This is a genomic window from Pseudomonas sp. P129 (genome assembly GCF_020312195.1).
GTDB classification, from domain to species: Bacteria; Pseudomonadota; Gammaproteobacteria; order Pseudomonadales; family Pseudomonadaceae; genus Aquipseudomonas; species Aquipseudomonas fragariae.
Genome location: NZ_JAGPYS010000002.1, coordinates 396,291 through 416,433, shown reverse-complemented (window position 1 = coordinate 416,433; position 20,143 = coordinate 396,291). Strand labels below are relative to the sequence as shown.

Genomic DNA, 20,143 nt, shown 5'->3' with positions numbered 1-20,143 from the left:
TTTACTCCGCCTGGGTCATGCCGATGGACCGGCAAGGGTGGTCGATCAGGGTTTTCAGTTCGGCGTCCAGGCCCAGCAGCGTCAGGGTTACCCCCATCATCTCCAGCGACGTGAAGTAATTGCCCACGTAGCAACGATGGATTTTCAGGCCCCTGGCCTTGAGCAGGCGCTCCACTTCGGCGTAGAACACGTAGAGTTCCATCACCGGCGTGGCACCGAGGCCTGAAACCAGCACGACTACGCTGTCGTCCACGCTGAAATCCCGGTCGGCCAGGATCGGCTCCAGCATGCGCTCGGCCATGGCCGCTGCAGGCTCGATGTCGATGACTTCGATACCCGGTTCGCCATGGTGGCCGATGCCCAGCTCCATTTTGCCGTCGGGGATCTGAAAGTTGGGCTTGCCGACCGCCGCGATGGTGCAGGGCGTCAGGCCGATACCGATGGATCGGCATTGATCCACGGCCTTCTGCGCGACGCGGATCACGCCGTCCAGATCGTAACCGTTTGCGGCCGCAGCGCCGCCGATCTTCCACATGAAAATTTCCCCGGCCACTCCGCGTCGCTTGGCGATATCGGATTTCGGTGCCGAGGCCACATCGTCGTTGGCCACCACGGTACGCACTTGCAGGTCTTTGCTGGCGGCCATTTTCATCGCCAGCTTCACGTTCATGTTGTCGCCCGCGTAGTTGCCGTACAGGCAGGCGATGCCCGCACCGTGATCGGCCGCGCGGAAGGCGTCGAAAAAGCTCTTGGCCGTAGGCGAGGAAAAAATCTCGCCGACCGCTACCGCATCCACCAGCCCAGGGCCGACATAGCCAAGAAAGGCCGGTTCATGACCCGAGCCGCCGCCGGTAACGATACCGACGCGTCCTTGATCAGAGGGACGGGTTTTGCTGATGACCCGCGGGTTACCTTCACTTTGCGACAGCTCGGGGTGCGCTACCAGAATGCCGCGCAGCATGTCCTCGACCACCTGGTCCGGATCGTTTATCACTCGGTTCATAACGCGATTTCCTGTGTTCTTTTTATAAGGATCGGGCGGATCAGGGTTCCAGAACCACCTTCAATGATTTATCACCGCGTTCCATGACGGCAAACGCCTCCTTGAACTGCGCCAGGGGAAATTTGTGCGTGACGACGTCGCGCATGTCGATCTTGCGGTTGCCGATAAAGTCGATGGCGCGCGGGTACATGTAAGGGCCGAGGTGAGAACCGAGCACGTCCAGCTCCTTGCGGTCACCGATGATCGACCAGTCCACCGTGGCCTCATCGTTGAATACGCTGAACTCCACAAAGCGTCCGAGTTTGCGCAGCATCGCCAGGCCTTGGTTGACCGCCTTGTGGTGTCCGGTGGCTTCTATATAGATGTCGCAACCGTAGCCGTCGGTTATCTCGCGGATCTTTGCCAGCACGTCGACCTCGGCCGGGTTCCACACCTCATCGGCGCCCATGCGCAGGGCGAGGGCGGCGCGCTCGGGCTTCATGTCGAGAACGATGAGTTTTTTCGGGTTACGCATGCGCACCGCGCCAATGATCCCAAGGCCCAGTGTGCCGGCACCGGCGACGACCACAATGTCGTCAAAATCGACATCGGCCCGTTCGGCTGCGTGCAACGAGCAGGCCAGCGGTTCGATGAGGATGGCTTCGTCCGGGGCAATCGAGTCGGGCACCTTGTGAATGATGCCTTCCCTGGTAAAAATCATGTACTGGGCCATGGCGCCCTGCACGTTGTTCTGAAAGCCGTAAAGGTCGTGCTTCTGGCACATCCAGTACTGTCCGTGGTTGCAGAAGCGGCAGCCCCAGCACGGCACGATCTGCTCGGAGATCACCCGGTCGCCGATCTGCACGCCACGCTTTTCGGCGCCAGGGCCGAGCGCCACCACGCGACAGACGAATTCATGGCCGGGAATCATCGGTGGTTTGACGTAGCGAGGCTGCTCGGCATCGCCCCAGAACGAGGGGGCGCCGCGATAGGTCTTGATGTCGCCCATGCAGATGCCACACAGCTCGACCTTGGTGAGGATTTCATCGGGACCGGGGGTCGGCACATCCACGGTTTCCAGCCGGTAGTCTTCCGGACCGTGGCAGACTACGGCCTGCATGGTTTTCGGGATGACCGGTGAAAGTTGTTCGGCAGTGCGTTCGGTGACGGTGGACATGACGATGATCCTCACGACAGAAAATGAATTACTGGATGCTGTAGCCGCCGTCGATCACTACGTTTTCGCCGGTGATCATGCTGGCGGCGTCGCTGAGCAGGTACAGGGCCAGCCCGGCTATTTCCTCCGGCTGGGCGAAGCGGCCTGCCGGGATCTGCGTTTTGGCCCGTTCTCCGACTTCGCCCGCCCAGGCCTTTTTGCCCAGCGCGGTCTCGACGATGGTGGGCGAGATGGCGTTGACGTTGATGTGTGGTGCCCACTCCATGGCCAGCACTTTGGTCATGCCGACCACTGCGGCCTTGCTCGCGCAGTAGGCGACGTGCCTGTCCAGGCCAATGACCGCCGCCTGAGAGGCAAGATTGACGATGCGTCCGCTGCCTTGACCGAGCATGTGTCGCGCGCAGGCCTGGGCGACGAAGAAACTGGCCTTGAGGTTGATCTCCAGCGTTGTGTCCCAGGCCTCTTCGCTGACGTCGACGGCCTTGTCCAGCACGGCAACGCCAGCACTGTTGACCAGATAGTCGATGCGTTTGAAATGCTCGAAGACGCTGTCGATGGTGCTGTTGACCTGGTCGACCCGGCGCAGGTCGACCGCAATACCGATGTGCTCGCTGCCCAGGCCGGCGGCAACCTCGGCCACTGCCGGGTCACGGTCCAGCAGTGCGACCCGCGCGCCGCGCGCGACCAGCAGGCTGGCACAGGCAAGGCCAATCCCGGCTGCTCCGCCGGTGATGACCGCACAACGGCCATTGAGATCGAACGCCTTGTTCCAGAATTCAGACATGAAGATGACTCCTGTAGCGCTGTTTTTTTGAAGATTCAAACACGTTAGCTTTTGATTCTGGCCGAAGGCCGTGGGAGCGAACTTGTTCGCGAAGAGGCCGGTATGACCGCCGAAAATGCGTCGTTTGAAATACTGTCTTCGCGAACAAGCGAAGCGTCGCCCGGTTCGCTCCCACGCCCTTCGGGCAGAAGCGGGAATCTCAGACCGGTTACTTGCCGCCGCTGACCTGCTTGTACAGCGCATCGGCGTTGGCATCGGTGACCGGCACCCAGGGCAGGATGTAGTTCTTGTCGGTGCCGTCGCCCCACTTGACGTCCTTGGCGTAGCGCTCCCAGATCACCGACTGCGGCTTGTAATCCTTGCCGGCCAGGGTGCGAAGGGCGACATCAAGGGCACCCTGGGACTGGGCCTGGGCGTCCTGCAGAAAGGTCGTGATTTCGTTTTTCTTCGCCGCCTGAATGGCGTCAGGCATGCCATCGATGGAGGTGATCGGCAAATCGGCAGGCTTCAGGTTGCGCGATTTCACCGCTTGCAGGGCACCGAGAGCCATATCGTCGTTCTGCGAAATGATCCCGGAGATGCCGCCGTTCTGATGCGCATTGAGCCAGTCTTCAGTCAGCGTCTGGGCTTCGGCGCGGGACCAGTTGGCGGTCTTCTTCTCAATGATCTTGATGTCCGGGTGTTTGCTCAGGACTTCCAGTTCGCCTTTTTCCCGATCAATTTGCGCCGACTGGCCAATCGGTCCCTGGATGATCACCACATTGCCTTTGCCCTTGAGCTTGTCGACCATTGCCTGCGCCTGCAGCCGTCCGCCCTCGACATCATCGTTGCCGACGTAAGGCACCTTGTTGCCGGCAACCCGGGTGTTCGATGCGATCACCGGAATGTCGTTTTCCATCGCCCTGGCCACCGTGCCGACACCGGCCTTGGTGTCGATGGGCACGAAAATGATCGCGTCGTAATGCTGGGTGATCATGGTCTCTATCTGATTGTTCTGGGTCAGCGCATCGTAGTTACCGTCGAACACGGTGATTTTCACGGTGCCGTCCTTGACCGCCGGATGCTCCTTGAGCTCACGCACCCAGTTCTGCATGAACTGCCCCTTGAGGCCATACACCGCCGCGCCGATCTTGTAGGTCTTGCCATCGGCGGCCATGGAGATACTGCTGGCGAGCAGGGAGAACGCCGCGACAGCGGCCAGGGATGTACCGAATTTCATGATGAGAACCTCGTTATTGTTGTAGTCAGTCGTTCATGCCGGTCTAGCGTTTTTTCTTGCGCCACACATCAATCAACACTGCGAACACGATGATCAGGCCCTTGGCGACCTGCTGGTAATAGGAGGACACGCCGAGCAGGTTCAGGCCGTTGTTGATCACGCCGATCAGCAGTGCGCCAAACAGTGTGCCAACGATGCTGCCAGTACCGCCCGACAGGCTGGTGCCGCCGATGACCACTGCTGCGATGGCGTCCAGTTCGTAGGACATGCCGGCCTGGGGCAGGGCGGAGGTGGTTCTGGCGGACAGCACTACGCCTGCCAGTCCGGCGAGCAGCCCGGAAACCACGTACACCGAAAACATCACCTTGCGCACACCGATACCGGAGGTGCGTGCGCTCTTTTCGTTGCCGCCGACGGCGTACACGTAACGGCCGTAGGTGGTGTAGCGCAGTACCATCCAGAAAATCAGCGCGACCACCGCGAAGATAATGATCGGCACACCAATCGGGCCGATCCGGCCGATGCCCAGCGCCAGGTATTCTTCGGGCAGGTCGGTCACCGGGCTGCCGTCGTTGAGGATGAAGGTCATGCCGCGGGCGATACTGAGCATGCCCAGGGTGGCCACAAACGGTGGAATCGAAAGATTGGCGACCATGAAGCCATTGACTACGCCGAGCATGGCGCCGGCAAACATGCCTGCGCTGACCGCCGCCAGCAGGCCATAGCCCTGGGTCGCGACCAGTGCGCTGCACAATCCGGCGAACGCCAGAATCGAGCCGACGGAAAGGTCGATGCCCTTGGTCAGGATCACGTAGGTCATGCCGACCGCGAGAATGCCGTTGATCGAGGTCTGGCGCAGGATGTCCATCCAGTTGCGCCAGGTCATGAAATATTCGCTGGCAAAAGCCAGTACCAGGCACAACAGAATAAACACCAACGGCAGACCGAAACGGTCGAGAGACAGGCGCAGGCGGCTGCGTGGAGACGTGGAAGCTGGGGCGATAATGGTTTTTGCATTCATGAGGCAAGACTCAACAGGACTTCCTGGGAAAGATCGGCATCGCTGCTGATGGTCACCAGCCTGCCACCCTTGAACACGGCGATTCGGTCACTCAGGCGCAACAGTTCCGGCGCTTCCGAAGAGACCACGATGGCGGCTCCGCCAGCGCGTACGAACTGATCCAGCAGGTGATAGATTTCCTGCTTGGCGCCTTCGTCGATGCCCCGGGTCGGTTCGTCGCAGAGCAGGCACACCGGCTCGGTCGACAGGCATTTGGCGAGGACGACCTTCTGTTGGTTGCCACCGCTCATCGACGCGACGGGCAGATCCAGAGAAGTCGTCTTGATCTGCAGGCGCTTGACCATGTCTTCGGCCAGTTTGTGCTCCTTGCGGGCATCGATCAGCGACCAGTTCGACAACTGCCGGTAGGCCGACAGTGCGATGTTGGACAGGATGCTGCCATTAAGTACCAGGCCGCTGTCCTTGCGGTCTTCGGTGACCAGTGAGACGCCCGCGCGAATAGTCGCTTTGGGCAGGCCGACCGGCAGCAGCTTGCCTTGCAGGGTGACGCTGCCTGAATCCGGTATGGTCAAGCCATACAGGCAGTTGAGAAACTCGCTGCGACCCGAGCCCATCAGTCCATAGATGCCGAGAATTTCACCGTGACGCACGTGCAGGCTGATGTCTTCGAATTCGCCGGTGCGACTCAGGCCTTCGACATTAAGGCAGCATTCGGCGGCGCATTCGCGACCTACCTTATGATCGATACGCTGTAACTCCTGGCCGACGATGCCGCGTACCAGGTGTGCCCGGTCGATATCGGCCATACGTCCGCTTTCGACAAAGGCGCCATCGCGGAAGATGCTGTAATCGTCGGCAATCTGCGCCAGCTCGCTGAGGCGGTGGGAGACGTAGATGATGCCCGCACCCCGGGCAGCAAGCCGGCGGATGGCTTTGAACAGGGTTTGTGCCTCACGCTCGCCGATGGCCGAAGTGGGCTCGTCCATGATCATTACCGAACAGTCATGGCTAAAGGCCTTGGCGATTTCCACCAGTTGTATCTGCGCCACGCTCAGCAAATGCATGGGGCTGGTGGCGTCGACATCGAATTCCAGCTCGTCCAGCAGTGCCCGGGTGCGTCGGTTCAGTTCCTTGCTGTCGACAATGCACCCGGCCCGACGTGGCTCGCGGCCCAGCCAGATGTTCTCGGCGACGGTCATGAAGGGGATGGGTTCCAGCTCTTGGGTGATCATCGCAATGCCGGCTGCCAGGGCATCGCCGGGACGACTGAACTGCACCGGCTCGCCGTTGAGCAGGATGGTCCCCGCATCGCGCTGGGTGATGCCCATCAGAATGCTCAGGAAAGTGGACTTGCCCGCGCCATTGCCGCCGCACAGAGCGTGCACGCTCCCGGCTCGTAACGAGAGACGCCCGTCACGCAGGGCGGGGATGCCAGCGTAAGCCTTGGTGACGTGTTCAGCCTGGAGCAGTAATGGCTTGGCCATTGGCGTGTCCTCGTGCTGTGAATTCTTATTAGGTGCTGATGCGTTGCTCAGTGAGCATATGTGTATCAAATGAAATTCTGATCAGTCAATCTGTTTCCTATAAAAGTTTTGGAGTGTCGCGCTGGAGCCTGCCCTGCGGTCGTTCTGAGCTTTGGTTCAGTATTCACTGGAAAACTTGCTTGACAGAACCCGGCTAATGTTTCAGAAATGGCTGATCGGAATTTCACCGATTGAACATTTGGTCAAATAATAAGACCCCCGGCAGTGGAGCCTGATGCCATGAACACACCTTTCCCGGTGGCTATCGGATGTGATGAAGCGGGTTATGAACTCAAGGAATTATTGAAGCGCCATATCGAGTCGCTGGGTTATCCGGTGACCGATTTCGGTACTCATTCCGCGGCACCGGTGCTTTACCCGGACATCGCCCTGGCCGTGGCCACAGCGATCAACGCCGGACAGCAGCGGCTTGGCGTGCTGGTCTGCGGGACCGGAATAGGCATGGCCATCTCCGCCAACAAGGTCTTCGGCATTCGTGCGGCCCAGGCCCACGATACCTATTCGGCCGAGCGGGCACGCAAGAGCAACGATGCGCAAATTCTTTCCATCGGTGCACGGGTGATCGGCACGGAACTGGCGAAAAGCATCGTCAAATCGTTCCTGGAGTCGGAGTTCGAAGCCGCGCGCTCCGGCGCCAAGGTCGAGCGCATCAACGCGATAGAGCGTGACGGGCATCAATAGTCAGTGGACGGGACAGGGCGGGAGTAGGGAGAATGTGCCTTTGACGCCGAAACGGAAGCCCGTCCACATGAGTGACAGTACCCAGCGCATGGCCAGCGACATCGATCTGATGACTGAAGTCGCGATGCTCTATTACCTTGAGAACGTCACTCAGGAAGCCATCGCCAAACGCTTCGACCTGTCGCGCGCAAAAGTCAGCCGACTGCTCAAACGCGCACGCGATGAAGGGATTGTCGAAGTACGGGTGCTGCAGCACCCGGCGATGAACAACGAGCTGGAACTGGCGCTCGTCGAGCGCTTTCAGCTGGACAGGGCGTTGATTGCAGTCGACCACAGCGACCCGGATACCCAGCGCTCGGCGGTCGCCAGCCTGGTTGCCAATTACCTGAACAAGACCCTGGGCGACGGCATGATCGTCGCCGTGGGCATGGGCCGCAATGTGGGTGCGGTTGCGGACAATGTGTTCCTGCCGGTGACGCGCAACTGCACATTTGTCTGCGCAATCGGCGGTTCGCTGAAGGCGGGCGAGTACATGAACCCCGACCACATCTGCCGCCGTCTGGCGCTGCGTTTTGGTGGTGAAAGCGAAAGCCTGTACGCCCCGGCGCTGGTCGCCAACCCTGAACTGCGCAGTATTCTGATCAGCAACGACACCGTGCGCTCGACGCTTGACCGCGCGCGGCGTGCCGACATGGCGCTGATCGGCATCGGTGACATGAGCGAGAACAGCAACATGGTGCGCATGGGCTGGTTCTCCCCGCAGGAAATCGCCCAGGCCAGGCTGTCCGGCACGGTGGGTGACATGATGGGCTATGACTTCATCGACATTCATGGCCAGCCTGCGGTCAATGCCATACAGGGCAGGGTGATCGGTCTTACCGTGCAGGAATTGTTTCGTATCCCGGATGTAGTGGCCATCGCCAGTGAAAACACCAAGGCGGCCGCCACGCTGGGTGCCTTGCGCTCAGGCGTGATCAACACCCTGGCAACCACCGTCACCAACGCCCACACCATCCTTGCCCTGGATGACGCGACACGCAAAAACTGACACTACGGGCTAAATCCGTGGTCGAAGGCGTCGCGGCGCAAGACTGGATAACAATAAAGGGCAAGGAAGATGATTCTCAAAGTGACCGGTATCGTCATCGCTATACTCAGCCTCATTCTGCTGTTCATGGGTGCGCAACTGGTGGCTGCCGGCGGTTCACCGGCCTACTCGATGATCGCCCTGGGTTTGCTGGCCACAGCAACCCTGGTATTCCTGAAAAGAAAGTCGGCACTTACCCTGTATGCGGTGATGATGTGGGGGATTCTGCTCTGGATCATCTATGAAGCCGGCCTGGATAAATGGCAGTGGATTCCTCGTGGCGATCTGTTTGCACTGATCGGCCTGTGGCTGGCCATGCCCTGGGTCGTGCGGCCGCTTTATCAAGCGCGATCGAGCACCGATAAGCGTCGTTTTCATCCGTTGCTGGGCGGTACGCTTGGCGTAATGCTGCTGATCGTGATTGCGCTGATGTTTCACGATCCGTACCCGCAGCAAGGGCGGATCGACAGCGTGGCGACCGCCCGCAGCGCCGAGTCGGCAGGCAGTGACTGGGCTGCATATGGCGGTAGCAACGCGGGCCAGCGCTTTTCCAGCCTCGATCAGATCACCCCGGACAACGTCGGCAAACTGTCGGTGGCCTGGGAATACCACACCGGCGACCTGCGTGATGAGGACAAGGACGCTGGCGAGTACACCTTTGAAGCGACGCCCCTCAAGATCAACGACCGGGTGTACGTGTGCACGCCTCATAACGAAGTGCATGCACTGAACCCGCAGACCGGGCAACTGGCGTGGAAATACACCCCCGAGAAAAAACGCTCGTATTTGCAGCAGCACCAGACCTGCCGTGGCGTCAGCTATTATTCAGCGGCCTCCAGCTCTGCGGGTCAGCCACAACAGCCGGCTCAATGTGCCAAACGCATCATCACCGCGACTGCAGATGCCAGGCTGGTAGCGCTTGATGCTGACACCGGCAACCTGTGCAGCGACTTCGGCAGCGGCGGGGTGATCGACTTGAGCGTCAACATGGGCACGATCCGCCCGCACGCGCTGATGCAGACCTCCGCGCCACTGATTGCCGGCGAACTGATCGTGATCGGCAGCTCGATCATGGATAACGGTTATAACGACGGCAACCCGTCCGGGGTGATTCGCGCCTACGACGTCATCACCGGCCGGCTGGTATGGAACTTCGATCCGCAAAACCCGGACAACACCCAGCCGATAGCGGCTGACCAGAACTATCCGCAAGATACGCCGGTCGCTTGGGCGACCCTGAGCTCCGATGTCAAAAACGGTCTGGTGTACGTCCCGTTTGGCAACGCTTCGCCCGACGAAACCGGCACCCGGCGTAACCCCGACAGCAACACCGAGAAGTTTCGCGATGCACTGGTGGCTCTCGACCTGAAGAGCGGCGCGCTGCGCTGGAAATTCCAGACCTCGAACAATGACCTTTGGGATCGCGACAACCCATCGCAGCCCTCACTGCTGGATCTGGGAAAAGACGGTAGCCGCCAGCCTGCCCTGGTGTTGCCGACCAAAGTAGGCAACATCTTTGTGCTTGACCGACTGACGGGCGAGCCGATCGTGCCTGTCGATCAGGTCAGTGTGCGCACCGCGGGCGGTGTTGAAGGCGAGCGCTTTGCACCCACCCAGCCGGTCTCGCGACTTAACTTCATCCCGCCGGTGTTGACCGAGAAGTCCATGTGGGGCGTTACGCCTTTTGACCAGATGGCTTGCCGGATCGCGTACAACACCCTTCGTTATGACGGTAACCCTTGGACACCGGCCACCGAGTCGGGATCGCTGATCTATCCCGGCAACATAGGCGTGTTCAACTGGGGTTCGGTGGCCGTGGACCCTGACCGCCAGTTGCTGATCGCCGCACCGGTGCGCCTGGCGTATGTCTACAACCTGATCAAGCGCCCCGCGCAGGCCCGGGAAAAACGCCTGTTCACTCAGGAGGGCAAGCCCTACTGGAACGAGAACTTCGACGGTGACTATGCCATCCGTATTTCCAGATTCGCCTCGAGCCTTGGCATTCCGTGCACAGCGCCACCGTGGGGGACCATGGCCGGGGTCGATCTGACAACTGGCAAGACCCAATGGATGCGCCGGGTCGGCACCACCAAAAACCTCAAGACCAGCTTCATGCAGGAACGTTTTCCGGTCGGTTTTCCCATGGGCATGGTCGCCCATGGCGGTCCGATGGTGACGGCAGGCGGATTGGCCTTTCACGGCGCGACGGCGGATAACTTTTTCCGTGCCTATGACGTCAATAACGGCGAAATGCTCTGGGAATATGAGTTGCCCGCGGGTGGTCAATCCATTCCTTCGACGTATACCGGCAACGACGGCAAGCAGTACGTGGTCATTGCTGCCGGCGGTCACGGATCGCTTGGTACGACATTGGGCGACAGCGTGATTGCCTTCCGGGTTGATTGAACGCAGAAGCGTCTGTGCGAGAGGGCCTTTAGTGGCCCTTTTTCTTGGCGCGTATCGCTGCAGTTCATTCACCAGGGCACAGGCGCTTCAATCACCTGCCATCCAGCGCGCCAGGCCATGTCGTCCGCTGACGCCCAGCTTGGCGGTGGCGCGTTTGAGGTAGGTTTCCACCGAACTGTTCTTGACCTTGAGGCGCTGCGCCATTTCAGCCACGGTGCCGCCGGTCAGCAGGCCCAGGCAGACTTCCTGTTCGCGTGCTGACAGTGTCACCGAGCCCTGTGCGAGCCTGCCACTGAAGGCCTGATCCAGCGAGCCCGGCTCCGGCTCGAGGCGCGTGGCATTGTGGCTGGACTGAGCAAGGCTCTGCGCGTGGTGCTCGACCAGCGGCAACAGCGTGTCGGAGAGGCTCTTGAGCAAGGACAACTCTGTCAGGGAAAACGCCCGCAACGCGGTCAGTCGATAAAAACAGATGATCAGCCGACGTTCACCGTGGCTGGACACCAGATTGCACTGCTGGGTGTTGTGCTGAGGGTGTTGCGCGCTCAGCGGAGTCTTGAGCTGAATCAACAACGGGTCCTGCATGTGCAGAATGCTGGATAGCAGAGGATGGTCGATGGCCTCGCTGCCGGGAGGGTCATGCTTCAGGCCCGCGCTGCCCAGCGGATTGATACGACTGATGCTGCTCTCGCGCAGGTCCAGCGTCCATTCACTGAGGCCAAGCCCGTGAATGGGCACCAGCGAATCCACCAATTGCAGCATGTGCCCGGCAAAGGTCTCGTCGCCCGTACTGGACACTAGTTTGGCCAGTTGCAGATAGAAGCGTGGGTCGTCGTGGTACTCGAAATGTTGCGCCGTGTTCATCTTGAGCTTTCCTGATTCCGACCGCGCAAAACGGACCATGTCGACTGCTGCGCGGCAACTACTGATTGCACTTACTGATAAGCCTGATGATGGCACTTGGTCTCCGGGTATTCAGCCTAACCTTTCATCCTGCGTCTGTAACAAAAAACAGGGACAGGATTGCAATCCGCTGAAAGTGTATCTGCGGTGGCATTTGGCCGTACGGCACTGTCCGGGTTAAAGGGGCCATACATAGGTGGGACGGCAGTGCTTAATCCGCTGCCTACTCGCCAAGAAGGACCTTGAGCCATGCTCGCCACCAGCGCCGCAACATTCCCATTGACCGCTGCTCAGCGCGACGTCTGGCTTGATCAGATCAGTCGCGGTGACTCCCCGCTTTATAACATCGGCGGCTACCTGCAACTGTCTGGAGCGGTCGACCCGGTGACGCTGCACAAGGCGCTGGAGCAACTGGTTTGCGCACATGAAGTGCTGCGCACGGTCCTGATGCCCGGTGCCGGAGCGGATGGCATGCCGCTTCAGTCGTACGCGGCTTGCTTGCCGGTGTCCTTGCCGTTGCACGACGTCAGCGGTTATCCCGAGCCGGAACAGGCAGCGCGAGCACTGATCAATGACAACATGCGCCGCCCGTACGTGCTCGATGGCAGCCCGTTGCTCGACTTCTGCCTGATCCGTCTGGCTGATGACCGCCACTGGCTGGCAGGCCAGGCCCACCATCTGATTCTCGATGGCTGGGGTTTTGGGCAATTGTTCAAGTCTCTTGGCGAGCTTTACAGCGCATTGATGGCAGGCAAAGACCTTGAGCTGGTTGCACCGGGGTACAGCGCATTCATTGCCGACGACGCACGGTATCAGGCGTCGCAACGCTATTCGCTGGACAGGGCCTATTGGCTGGAAAAATACCGCGATCTGCCTGAGCCGTTGCTGGTGTCGCGCTATCACAACCGCCGGGCGACGGACCCGGCGCCATCCCACGCCTGGGTGCAGCCGCTTCCGGGCACCTTGCATGCGCGCATGAAACAATTCGCCGAGCGCCATCATGCGTCGGCGTTTCATGTATTGCTGGCGGTTCTGCATGTCTATTTCACGCGCACGGCGCAACGCGACGAGTGGATTGTCGGGCTGCCGCTGCTCAATCGCAGTGGCGCGCGCTTCAAGGCGACGCTGGGTCACTTCGCTCAGGTCAGTGCCGTGCGCATGGCCTTCGACGACGGGCTGGACTTCGCTGCCTTGGTGGTCGAAGTGCGCGACGCACTGAAACGTGACTTCCGTCATCAGCGCTTCCCCTTGAGCGAGCTCAATCGCAGCCTCGAATTGTCACGTGAGGGAAGGGCGCAACTGTTCGAAGTGTCGGTGTCCTACGAGCTGGAAGACCATGGTTACTGCTACACCGATGCGCAGGCGCAGACTGTAAAAGTGTCCAATGGCTACGAGGCGACGCCGCTGGCCGTGCACTTGCGCAGCAACAGTTGCAACGACGAAGCCTCGCTGCACCTGGTTCACCACCGTGCCTGGATCGAAGATGATGAGGCCCAGGCGATCGCCGGACGTTTGCTGCACATTCTGGAGCAGGGGCTGGAAAACCCGGCACTGAAGATTCAGGACTTCCACCTGTCAGTACCTGCCGAACAATTGCAGCTAACAGCCTGGAACCAGACTGAACGCGTTACGGGCGACGAGCAACTGATTCATCGACGCATCGAACAACAGGCCCGTACCCGTCCCTATGCCGTGGCGGCGATTTTTCAAGGGCAACACCTGACCTACGCGCAACTGAACTGTCAGGCCAATGCGCTGGCTCAGCGTCTGATCTACCAGGGCGTACGCCCTGATGATCGCGTGGCAATCGTTTCGCGCCGTGGTCTGGAAACCCTGGTAGGGCTGCTGGCTATTCTCAAGGCGGGGGCGGCTTATGTGCCCATCGATCCGTCGCACCCGCGCGAACGCCTGCACTATCTGCTCAGTGACAGTTTGCCGGTGGTGGTGCTGACCCTGTCTTCGCTGATCGAGCGTCTGCCGCCGCTGGCAATGCCGCTGATCGAACTGGACCACTGCATCGACGGCCAGGGCGCCGAAAAAAATCCGCAGGTAGCGGGGCTGGGCAGCGACAATCTGGTTTACGTCATTTACACATCCGGCTCCACTGGCCAGCCCAAGGGCGTGATGGTGGAGCATCGAACCCTGGCCAATCTGGTTGACTGGCACTGCCAGGCTTTCGATGTGAAGGCGAGCAGTCATACTTCTTGCCTGGCCGGCTTCGGTTTTGATGCGATGGCCTGGGAGGTCTGGCCGACCCTGTGCGCTGGTGCAACCCTGCATGTGGCGCCGGTCCAGGACGGTGGTGAGGACATTGAAGCCATGCTCGACTGGTGGCGCGCCCAACCGCTGGACGTGAGCTTTCTGCCCACCCCGGTGGCCGAGTATGCGTTCAGCCAGAGCCAGGACCATCCGACCTTGCGTACGCTGCTGATCGGCGGCGATCGCCTGCGGCAGTTCACTCACAACCGCCGTTATACCGTGGTCAACAACTATGGTCCGACCGAAACCACCGTTGTCGCTACCTCCGGTCAAGTGCTGGCCAACGGCTCGCTGCACATTGGCGGCCCCATCGCCAACACCCGTGTTTACGTACTCGATGAGCACTTGCAAGCGATGCCCGTCGGTGTTCCCGGTGAGCTTTACATTGGCGGCGAGGGTGTTGCGCGGGGCTATCTGAACCAGCCGCAACTCACCGACGAGCGCTTTGTTGTCGACCCGTTCAGCGATATGCCGCAGGCGCGCATGTACCGCAGTGGCGATCTGGTGCGCTGGAACCGCGACGGTAGCCTGGATTACCTGGGGCGTAACGACGACCAGGTGAAGATTCGTGGCATGCGCATCGAGCTGGGCGAAATCGAGGCGGTGCTGGCCAGTCTGGACGGCGTGAAAGACGCGGTTGTGCTGGTTCGCGAGCTCCATCTGCTGGCCTGGTTCACTGAAACCTCCACGGTCGACATCGACACGCTGGCACCGGCAATGCGCGCACGCCTGCCGGGCTACATGGTGCCGCGCGCCTTTACCCGGCTGGCGTCGCTGCCATTGACGGCCAACGGCAAACTTGACCGCCGTGCGCTGCCTGATCCGGACCCGGCGTACCTGCTCGGCAACGCTTATGAAGCACCGCAGGGCGAAGTGGAAATCGCCATGGCGGCCATCTGGGCGCAGGTGCTGGGCATCCAGCGCGTAGGGCGGCACGACAACTTTTTCGAACTGGGCGGCCATTCCCTGCTGGCCGTCAATCTGGTGGAGCAACTGCGCAAGGCCGGACTCAAGGCGGATGTGCATGTGCTGCTCAGCCAGCCGACGCTGGCCGCTCTGGCGGCATGCCAGGCGGACGTCAGCACCTTCAAGGTGCCGGCAAACCTTATTCCGGCAGGCTGCAAGCAGATCACTCCGGGCATGTTGAGTCTGGTGTCGCTTGAACAGTCAGCCATTGATCGCATCGTCGCCAGCGTGCCGGGTGGTGCTGCCAATGTGCAGGAGATCTACCCGCTGGCACCGTTGCAGGAAGGCATTCTCTATCACCACCTGACCGCAGAACAGGGCGATCCCTATCTGCTGCAATGGCGTCTGGCGTTCGACACGCCAGAGCGCCTGTACAGTTGGGCCGCAGCCTTGCAGGAAGTCATCGACCGCCACGATATCCTGCGCACCTCGGTGGTGTGGCAAGGGCTGGAAAGCCCGCAACAGGTGGTCTGGCGTAACGCCGAGCTGACGGTACAGGCCATCGAGTTCGAAGCCGAAGACCCCGAATCGACCGTTATCGATCGCCTGCAACGCCAGTTCGACGCCCGTCATCATCGACTGGATCTGACTCAGGCTCCCTTGATGCGTCTGGTGCATGCCCAGCAATCGTCGAGCCGCGAAACCGTTGCCATTCTGCTCTTTCATCACCTGGTGCTGGATAACACTGCGATGGAGATCGTCAGCCGCGAGATGCAGGCGTTGCTCTTCGGTCACCGCTATGACCTGAAGACGCCGGTGCCGTATCGCAATTACGTGGCGCAAGTACGCCTGGCCAATGACGAGGCAAGCCACACAGCGTTTTTCACTGAAATGCTTGGTGACGTCGACGAGCCAACCCTGCCTTTCGGCATACAGGACGTGCACGCCGGCGGCAGTGACATCGAAGAGGAGCGACGTGCTCTGGACCCTGAACTGGCCCTGCGGCTGCGCGAGCAGGCACGCCTGCTCGGGGTGAGCGCTGCAAGTCTGATGCACGTTGTATGGGCGCGGGTTCTGGGCGTACTTGCCAATCGTCGCGACGTGGTGTTCGGCACTGTGTTGCTGGGACGCATGGGCGGTGAGGGCGCTGATCGGGCGCTCGGTGTTTTTATCAATACCTTGCCGCTGCGCGTGGATACAGCGCTGGACACTCGTTCAGCCGTTAAGGCGGTTCACGCCAGGCTGTCTGCGTTGATCGCTCACGAGCAGGCTTCGCTGGTACTCGCTCAGGGTTGCAGCGCGGTGGCTTCAGGTTCACCGCTGTTCAGTGCGTTGCTCAATTATCGTCACAGCGCTGAGGTAAAACCGCAGGACGGCGAGGGGCTCTGGCAAGGCGTGCGGGTGCTCGGTGGTGATGTACGCAGCAACTATCCGCTGACCCTTTGTGTGGACGATCTGGGCGAAGGTTTCGACCTGCATATGCTGGCGCAGCAGGGTATGGGTGCCGAGCATATCACTGGCTGGGTGCTCAACACGCTGGAGCATCTGCTGGACACGCTGGAACAGGCGCTGCCGCTGCGGCTGGAAAACGTTCCGATTCTTGACGCGGCAGAGCGCAACCATCTGTTGCTCGATTTCAACGGCAGCGAGCAGCCGTTCCCGCAAGACTGCACCGTCAACGCGTTGATCGAAGCGCAGGCTGCCAGCCAGCCGCACAGCCCTGCGGTGATTCAGGGGGGGCATGTACTGACCTACGCTCAGCTCAACGAGCGCGCCAATCGCCTGGCCCATCATCTGATTGGCCTGGGCGTCAAAACCGATGAACGCATCGCCCTGTGCCTGCACCGTGGTCCCGCACGCCTGGTTGCCATGTTGGCGGTGCTCAAGGCCGGTGCGGCCTACGTGCCGGTCGACCCGGTCTATCCGGCCGAGCGTATTGCCTACCTGCTGCAGGACAGTACGCCTCGCGTGGTTCTGACTGAAAACTCGACCCACGATCTGGCCGGCGATACTGAACGGGTGAACATCGAGCAGGCGGACTGGCTGGGTTCTTCCGGCAATAACCCCTGCGTTGCGGGCCTTGATGCGCAAAAACTGGCTTATGTCATCTACACCTCCGGCTCCACCGGCCAGCCCAAGGGCGTCATGGTCGAGCACTGCACGCTGGTCAATCTGGTGCACTGGCATTGCCAGGCGTTCGCTCTGCAGGCTGGCAGTCATACGGCGAGCGTGGCCGGTTTCGGCTTCGATGCGATGGCCTGGGAAGTGTGGCCAGCGCTGTGTGCCGGTGCGGTGCTGCATCTGCCACCGGCCGAGGTCGGCAACGAGCACGTCGATGAGTTGCTCGACTGGTGGCTGGAACAGCCACTTCAGGTCGGTTTCCTGCCGACCCCGGTGGCCGAACAGGCCTTCAGACGCCCGCGCCAGCACCCGACGTTGCGCACGCTGCTGATCGGTGGCGACCGTTTGCGTCAGTTCGACAGCGACCCTGGCTTCGCCGTGATCAACAACTACGGCCCGACTGAAACCACTGTGGTGGCGACCTCTGGTGCCGTGCAGCCGTGCGGGCCGTTGCATATCGGCGGCCCGATCGCCAACACTCGCGTGTATGTGCTGGACGAGCAGTTGCAGCCGGTGCCGGTGGGTGTCATCGGCGAGCTGTATATCGGTGGCGCGGGGGTTGCCCGTGGGTATCTGAATCGTCCGCAAATGACCGAAGAGCGTTTTATCGCCGACCCGTTCAGCGCCGCAACGCAGGCGCGCCTGTATCGCAGTGGCGATCTGGTGCGCTGGAATGCCGATGGCAGCCTCGACTACCTGGGACGCAATGACGACCAGGTGAAAATCCGCGGCATGCGCATTGAACTGGGCGAAATCGAGACGGCGCTGGCCAGTCAGGCCGAGGTGCAGGACGCCGTGGTGCTGGTGCGCGGTGAACGTTTGCTGGCCTGGTTCACCGAAAGCGCGCCCGTCGAACCCGAAGCGCTGCGCGAGGCGTTGCGTGCACGTCTTCCCGCACACATGGTGCCGCTGGCCTTCACACGCCTGGACGCGCTGCCGCTGACCAGCCATGGCAAGCTCGACCGCCGGGCCTTGCCGGACCCTGAGCTGGAAGCGCTGACCAGCCAGGCCTACGCGGCACCCGTGGGTGAAACAGAGATCCTCATGGCTGATCTCTGGGCGCACGTGCTTGGCCTGGAAAAAGTCGGCCGGCATGACAACTTCTTTGAACTGGGCGGCCATTCGCTGCTGGCGGTCAGTCTGGTCGAGCGCCTGCGCAATGCCGGGCTCAGCGTCGATGTACGCGTCCTGCTCGGTCAGCCGACCGTCGCCGCGCTGGCCGCATCGGTGGGCAAAGGGCGTGAAATCCCGACGCCGCTCAATCGCGTTCCGGCGGGCTGCACATACATCACGCCGGACCTGCTGAGCCTGTCACAGCTCGACCAGACGACCATTGAGCGCATTGTCGCCACAGTGCCTGGCGGCGCGGCCAATGTTCAGGAAATCTACCCGCTGGCGCCCCTGCAGGAAGGCATCCTCTATCACCATCTGACTGCCGAGCAGGGCGACCCGTACTTGCTGCAATTGCGCATGAACGTCGACAGTCAGGAGCGTCTTGAGGCGGTGGCCGCTGCCTTGCGCGAAGTCATCGCCCGGCACGACAGTCTGCGTACGGCGATCGTCTGGGATGGGCTGGAGACGCCGCAACAGGTGGTCTGGCGCCAGGCGGATCTGCTTGTCGAGCGTGTGCCAATGGCGCAAATCGACACCCCGGCGGGTTCGGCACGCATGGACTTGAGCTGTGCGCCGCTGATCCGTCTGGCCTACTGCCCGGACGCGACCGGTCCTGGCCTGTCGGCAACACTGCTGTTCCATCACATTGTGGTGGACGCCACTGCGCTGGAAGTCATGCGTGAGGAAATGCTCGCCCATCTGCGCGGCGAGCCGGGTCCGACGCAGCCCGCCGTGCCGTATCGCAACTATGTGGCCCAGGCGCGTCTGGGTGTCAGCGAAGCGGAGCATGAGGCGTATTTCCGCGAGCAACTGGGCGATATAGACGAGCCGACATTGCCATTCGATCTGCGCGATGTGCAGGGTGACGGCCATTGCATCGAGGAAGCCCGGCAGATGCTGCCCGATGCGTTGCTACAGCGCCTGCGCACTCAGGCGCGGCAACTGGGTGTCAGCGTCGCCAGTCTGTTGCATCTGGCGTGGGCGCGGGTTCTGGGCGCGGCCACCGGCAATGACCGTGTGGTATTCGGCACCGTGCTGCTGGGTCGCCTGCAGGGCGGTGCGGGTGCTGATCGTGGCATGGGGATGTTCATCAATACGCTGCCGCTGCGGGTCGATCTGGGCAACATCAGCGTACGCGACGGAGCACGCGACACGCATGCCCGACTGGCGGCACTGCTTGGCCATGAGCACGCATCCCTGGCTCAGGCACAGCGCTGGAGCGGGGTGGCAGCGCCATTGCCGTTGTTCAGTGCAATTCTCAACTATCGACACGCCGCAGGCCAGGCGCGCCAGGATGCGCAGCTCGACGCGTGGCAAGGTCTGGAAATTCTGACCAGCGAGAAGCACACCAACTACCCGTTGAGCCTCAACGTCGACGACCTGGGCGACAGCCTGCGCCTGAGCGTTACCGTGCCACCCCGGGTAGGGGCGCAACGTATCTGTGCTTATGTGCAGCAGACGCTGACGGCCATGCTTGACGCCCTTGAAGGCCAGCCGGATCTGCCGGTGCAGCATCTGTCGGTAATCGGCGCTGAGGAGCGGCAGCGTTCGCTGGTCGACTTCAACGCCACAGCGATCCATCACGATCTTCAGCAAACCCTGCACGGACTGTTCGAAGCCCAGGCAGTACGCACGCCGCAGGCAATTGCCCTGCGCGCCGGACGTGCGCAATTGAGCTATCGCCAGCTCAACGAGCAGGCCAACTGCCTGGCGCATCACCTGATCGATCTGGGCGTGCGGCCTGATCAACGGGTAGCGATCTGTGTCGAGCGCGGCCTGTCGATGGTGATCGGGCTGCTGGCGATCCTCAAGGCCGGTGGCGCTTACGTACCACTGGATCCGGGTTACCCGCGCGAGCGTTTGCAGTACATGGTCAAGGACAGCACGCCGGTCGCCTTGCTGGTACAGGGCAGTACCCGTGATCTGCTCGACGACGAGCACGC

11 protein-coding genes (1 of these 11 running past the window's edge) are annotated in these 20,143 nt (G+C 61.2%); 4 read left to right on the top strand and 7 right to left on the bottom strand.

Going from position 1 to position 20,143, the window contains the following annotated elements; translation table 11 throughout:
* Position 1: 1 nt before the first annotated feature.
* The 6 genes from KBY02_RS07030 to KBY02_RS07005 all read right to left on the bottom strand — a co-directional run bounded on the left by KBY02_RS07030 (position 2) and on the right by KBY02_RS07005 (position 6,667).
* The gene (locus tag KBY02_RS07030; protein WP_011267781.1) at positions 2-1,003 is read right to left on the bottom strand and encodes a dihydroxyacetone kinase subunit DhaK; all 1,002 of its coding nucleotides are present in this window, start codon (positions 1,001-1,003) and stop codon (positions 2-4) included.
* 40 nt (positions 1,004-1,043) lie between these two features.
* On the bottom strand, positions 1,044-2,159 hold the full coding sequence (locus KBY02_RS07025) for an erythritol/L-threitol dehydrogenase (RefSeq protein WP_003402615.1): 1,116 nt from the start codon (positions 2,157-2,159) through the stop codon (positions 1,044-1,046).
* 28 nt (positions 2,160-2,187) lie between these two features.
* Positions 2,188-2,943, bottom strand: coding sequence for an SDR family oxidoreductase (locus KBY02_RS07020; protein WP_003402614.1), 756 nt, complete (start codon positions 2,941-2,943; stop codon positions 2,188-2,190).
* A 208-nt stretch (positions 2,944-3,151) separates the two neighbouring features.
* Complete coding sequence (locus KBY02_RS07015) at positions 3,152-4,162, bottom strand: substrate-binding domain-containing protein (protein WP_003402611.1); 1,011 nt, start codon at positions 4,160-4,162, stop codon at positions 3,152-3,154.
* A gap of 43 nt (positions 4,163-4,205) precedes the next feature.
* Complete coding sequence (locus KBY02_RS07010; protein ID WP_003317694.1) at positions 4,206-5,183, bottom strand: ABC transporter permease; 978 nt, start codon at positions 5,181-5,183, stop codon at positions 4,206-4,208.
* On the bottom strand, positions 5,180-6,667 hold the full coding sequence (locus tag KBY02_RS07005; protein WP_011267784.1) for a sugar ABC transporter ATP-binding protein: 1,488 nt from the start codon (positions 6,665-6,667) through the stop codon (positions 5,180-5,182). Before KBY02_RS07005 ends, KBY02_RS07010 begins: the two co-directional genes overlap by 4 nt.
* Positions 6,668-6,946: 279 nt before the next feature.
* On the opposite strand from KBY02_RS07005, the gene rpiB reads away from it, so the two are divergent.
* From rpiB to KBY02_RS06990, 3 genes are all read left to right on the top strand, one after another.
* Complete coding sequence (gene rpiB, locus KBY02_RS07000) at positions 6,947-7,408, top strand: ribose 5-phosphate isomerase B (protein ID WP_003402606.1); 462 nt, start codon at positions 6,947-6,949, stop codon at positions 7,406-7,408.
* Positions 7,409-7,475: 67 nt separating this feature from the next.
* Positions 7,476-8,456: a sugar-binding transcriptional regulator gene (locus tag KBY02_RS06995; protein ID WP_003369595.1), complete on the top strand. Its 981-nt coding sequence runs from the start codon at positions 7,476-7,478 to the stop codon at positions 8,454-8,456.
* A gap of 69 nt (positions 8,457-8,525) precedes the next feature.
* Positions 8,526-10,901, top strand: a complete 2,376-nt coding sequence (locus tag KBY02_RS06990) for a glucose/quinate/shikimate family membrane-bound PQQ-dependent dehydrogenase (RefSeq protein ID WP_024641577.1) — start codon at positions 8,526-8,528, stop codon at positions 10,899-10,901.
* Between the two features lie 87 nt (positions 10,902-10,988).
* Here KBY02_RS06990 and KBY02_RS06985 read toward each other — a convergent pair whose 3' ends face one another.
* Positions 10,989-11,762, bottom strand: coding sequence for a helix-turn-helix transcriptional regulator (locus KBY02_RS06985; RefSeq protein WP_225650075.1), 774 nt, complete (start codon positions 11,760-11,762; stop codon positions 10,989-10,991).
* Between the two features lie 288 nt (positions 11,763-12,050).
* Here KBY02_RS06985 and KBY02_RS06980 point away from each other — a divergent pair, with 288 nt between their 5' ends.
* Positions 12,051-20,143, top strand: the 5' portion of a protein-coding gene (locus tag KBY02_RS06980) for a non-ribosomal peptide synthetase (protein ID WP_225650073.1). The gene runs 1,405 nt beyond the window's last position; only the first 8,093 of its 9,498 coding nucleotides appear in the window; the start codon lies at positions 12,051-12,053; its stop codon lies off the right edge, out of view.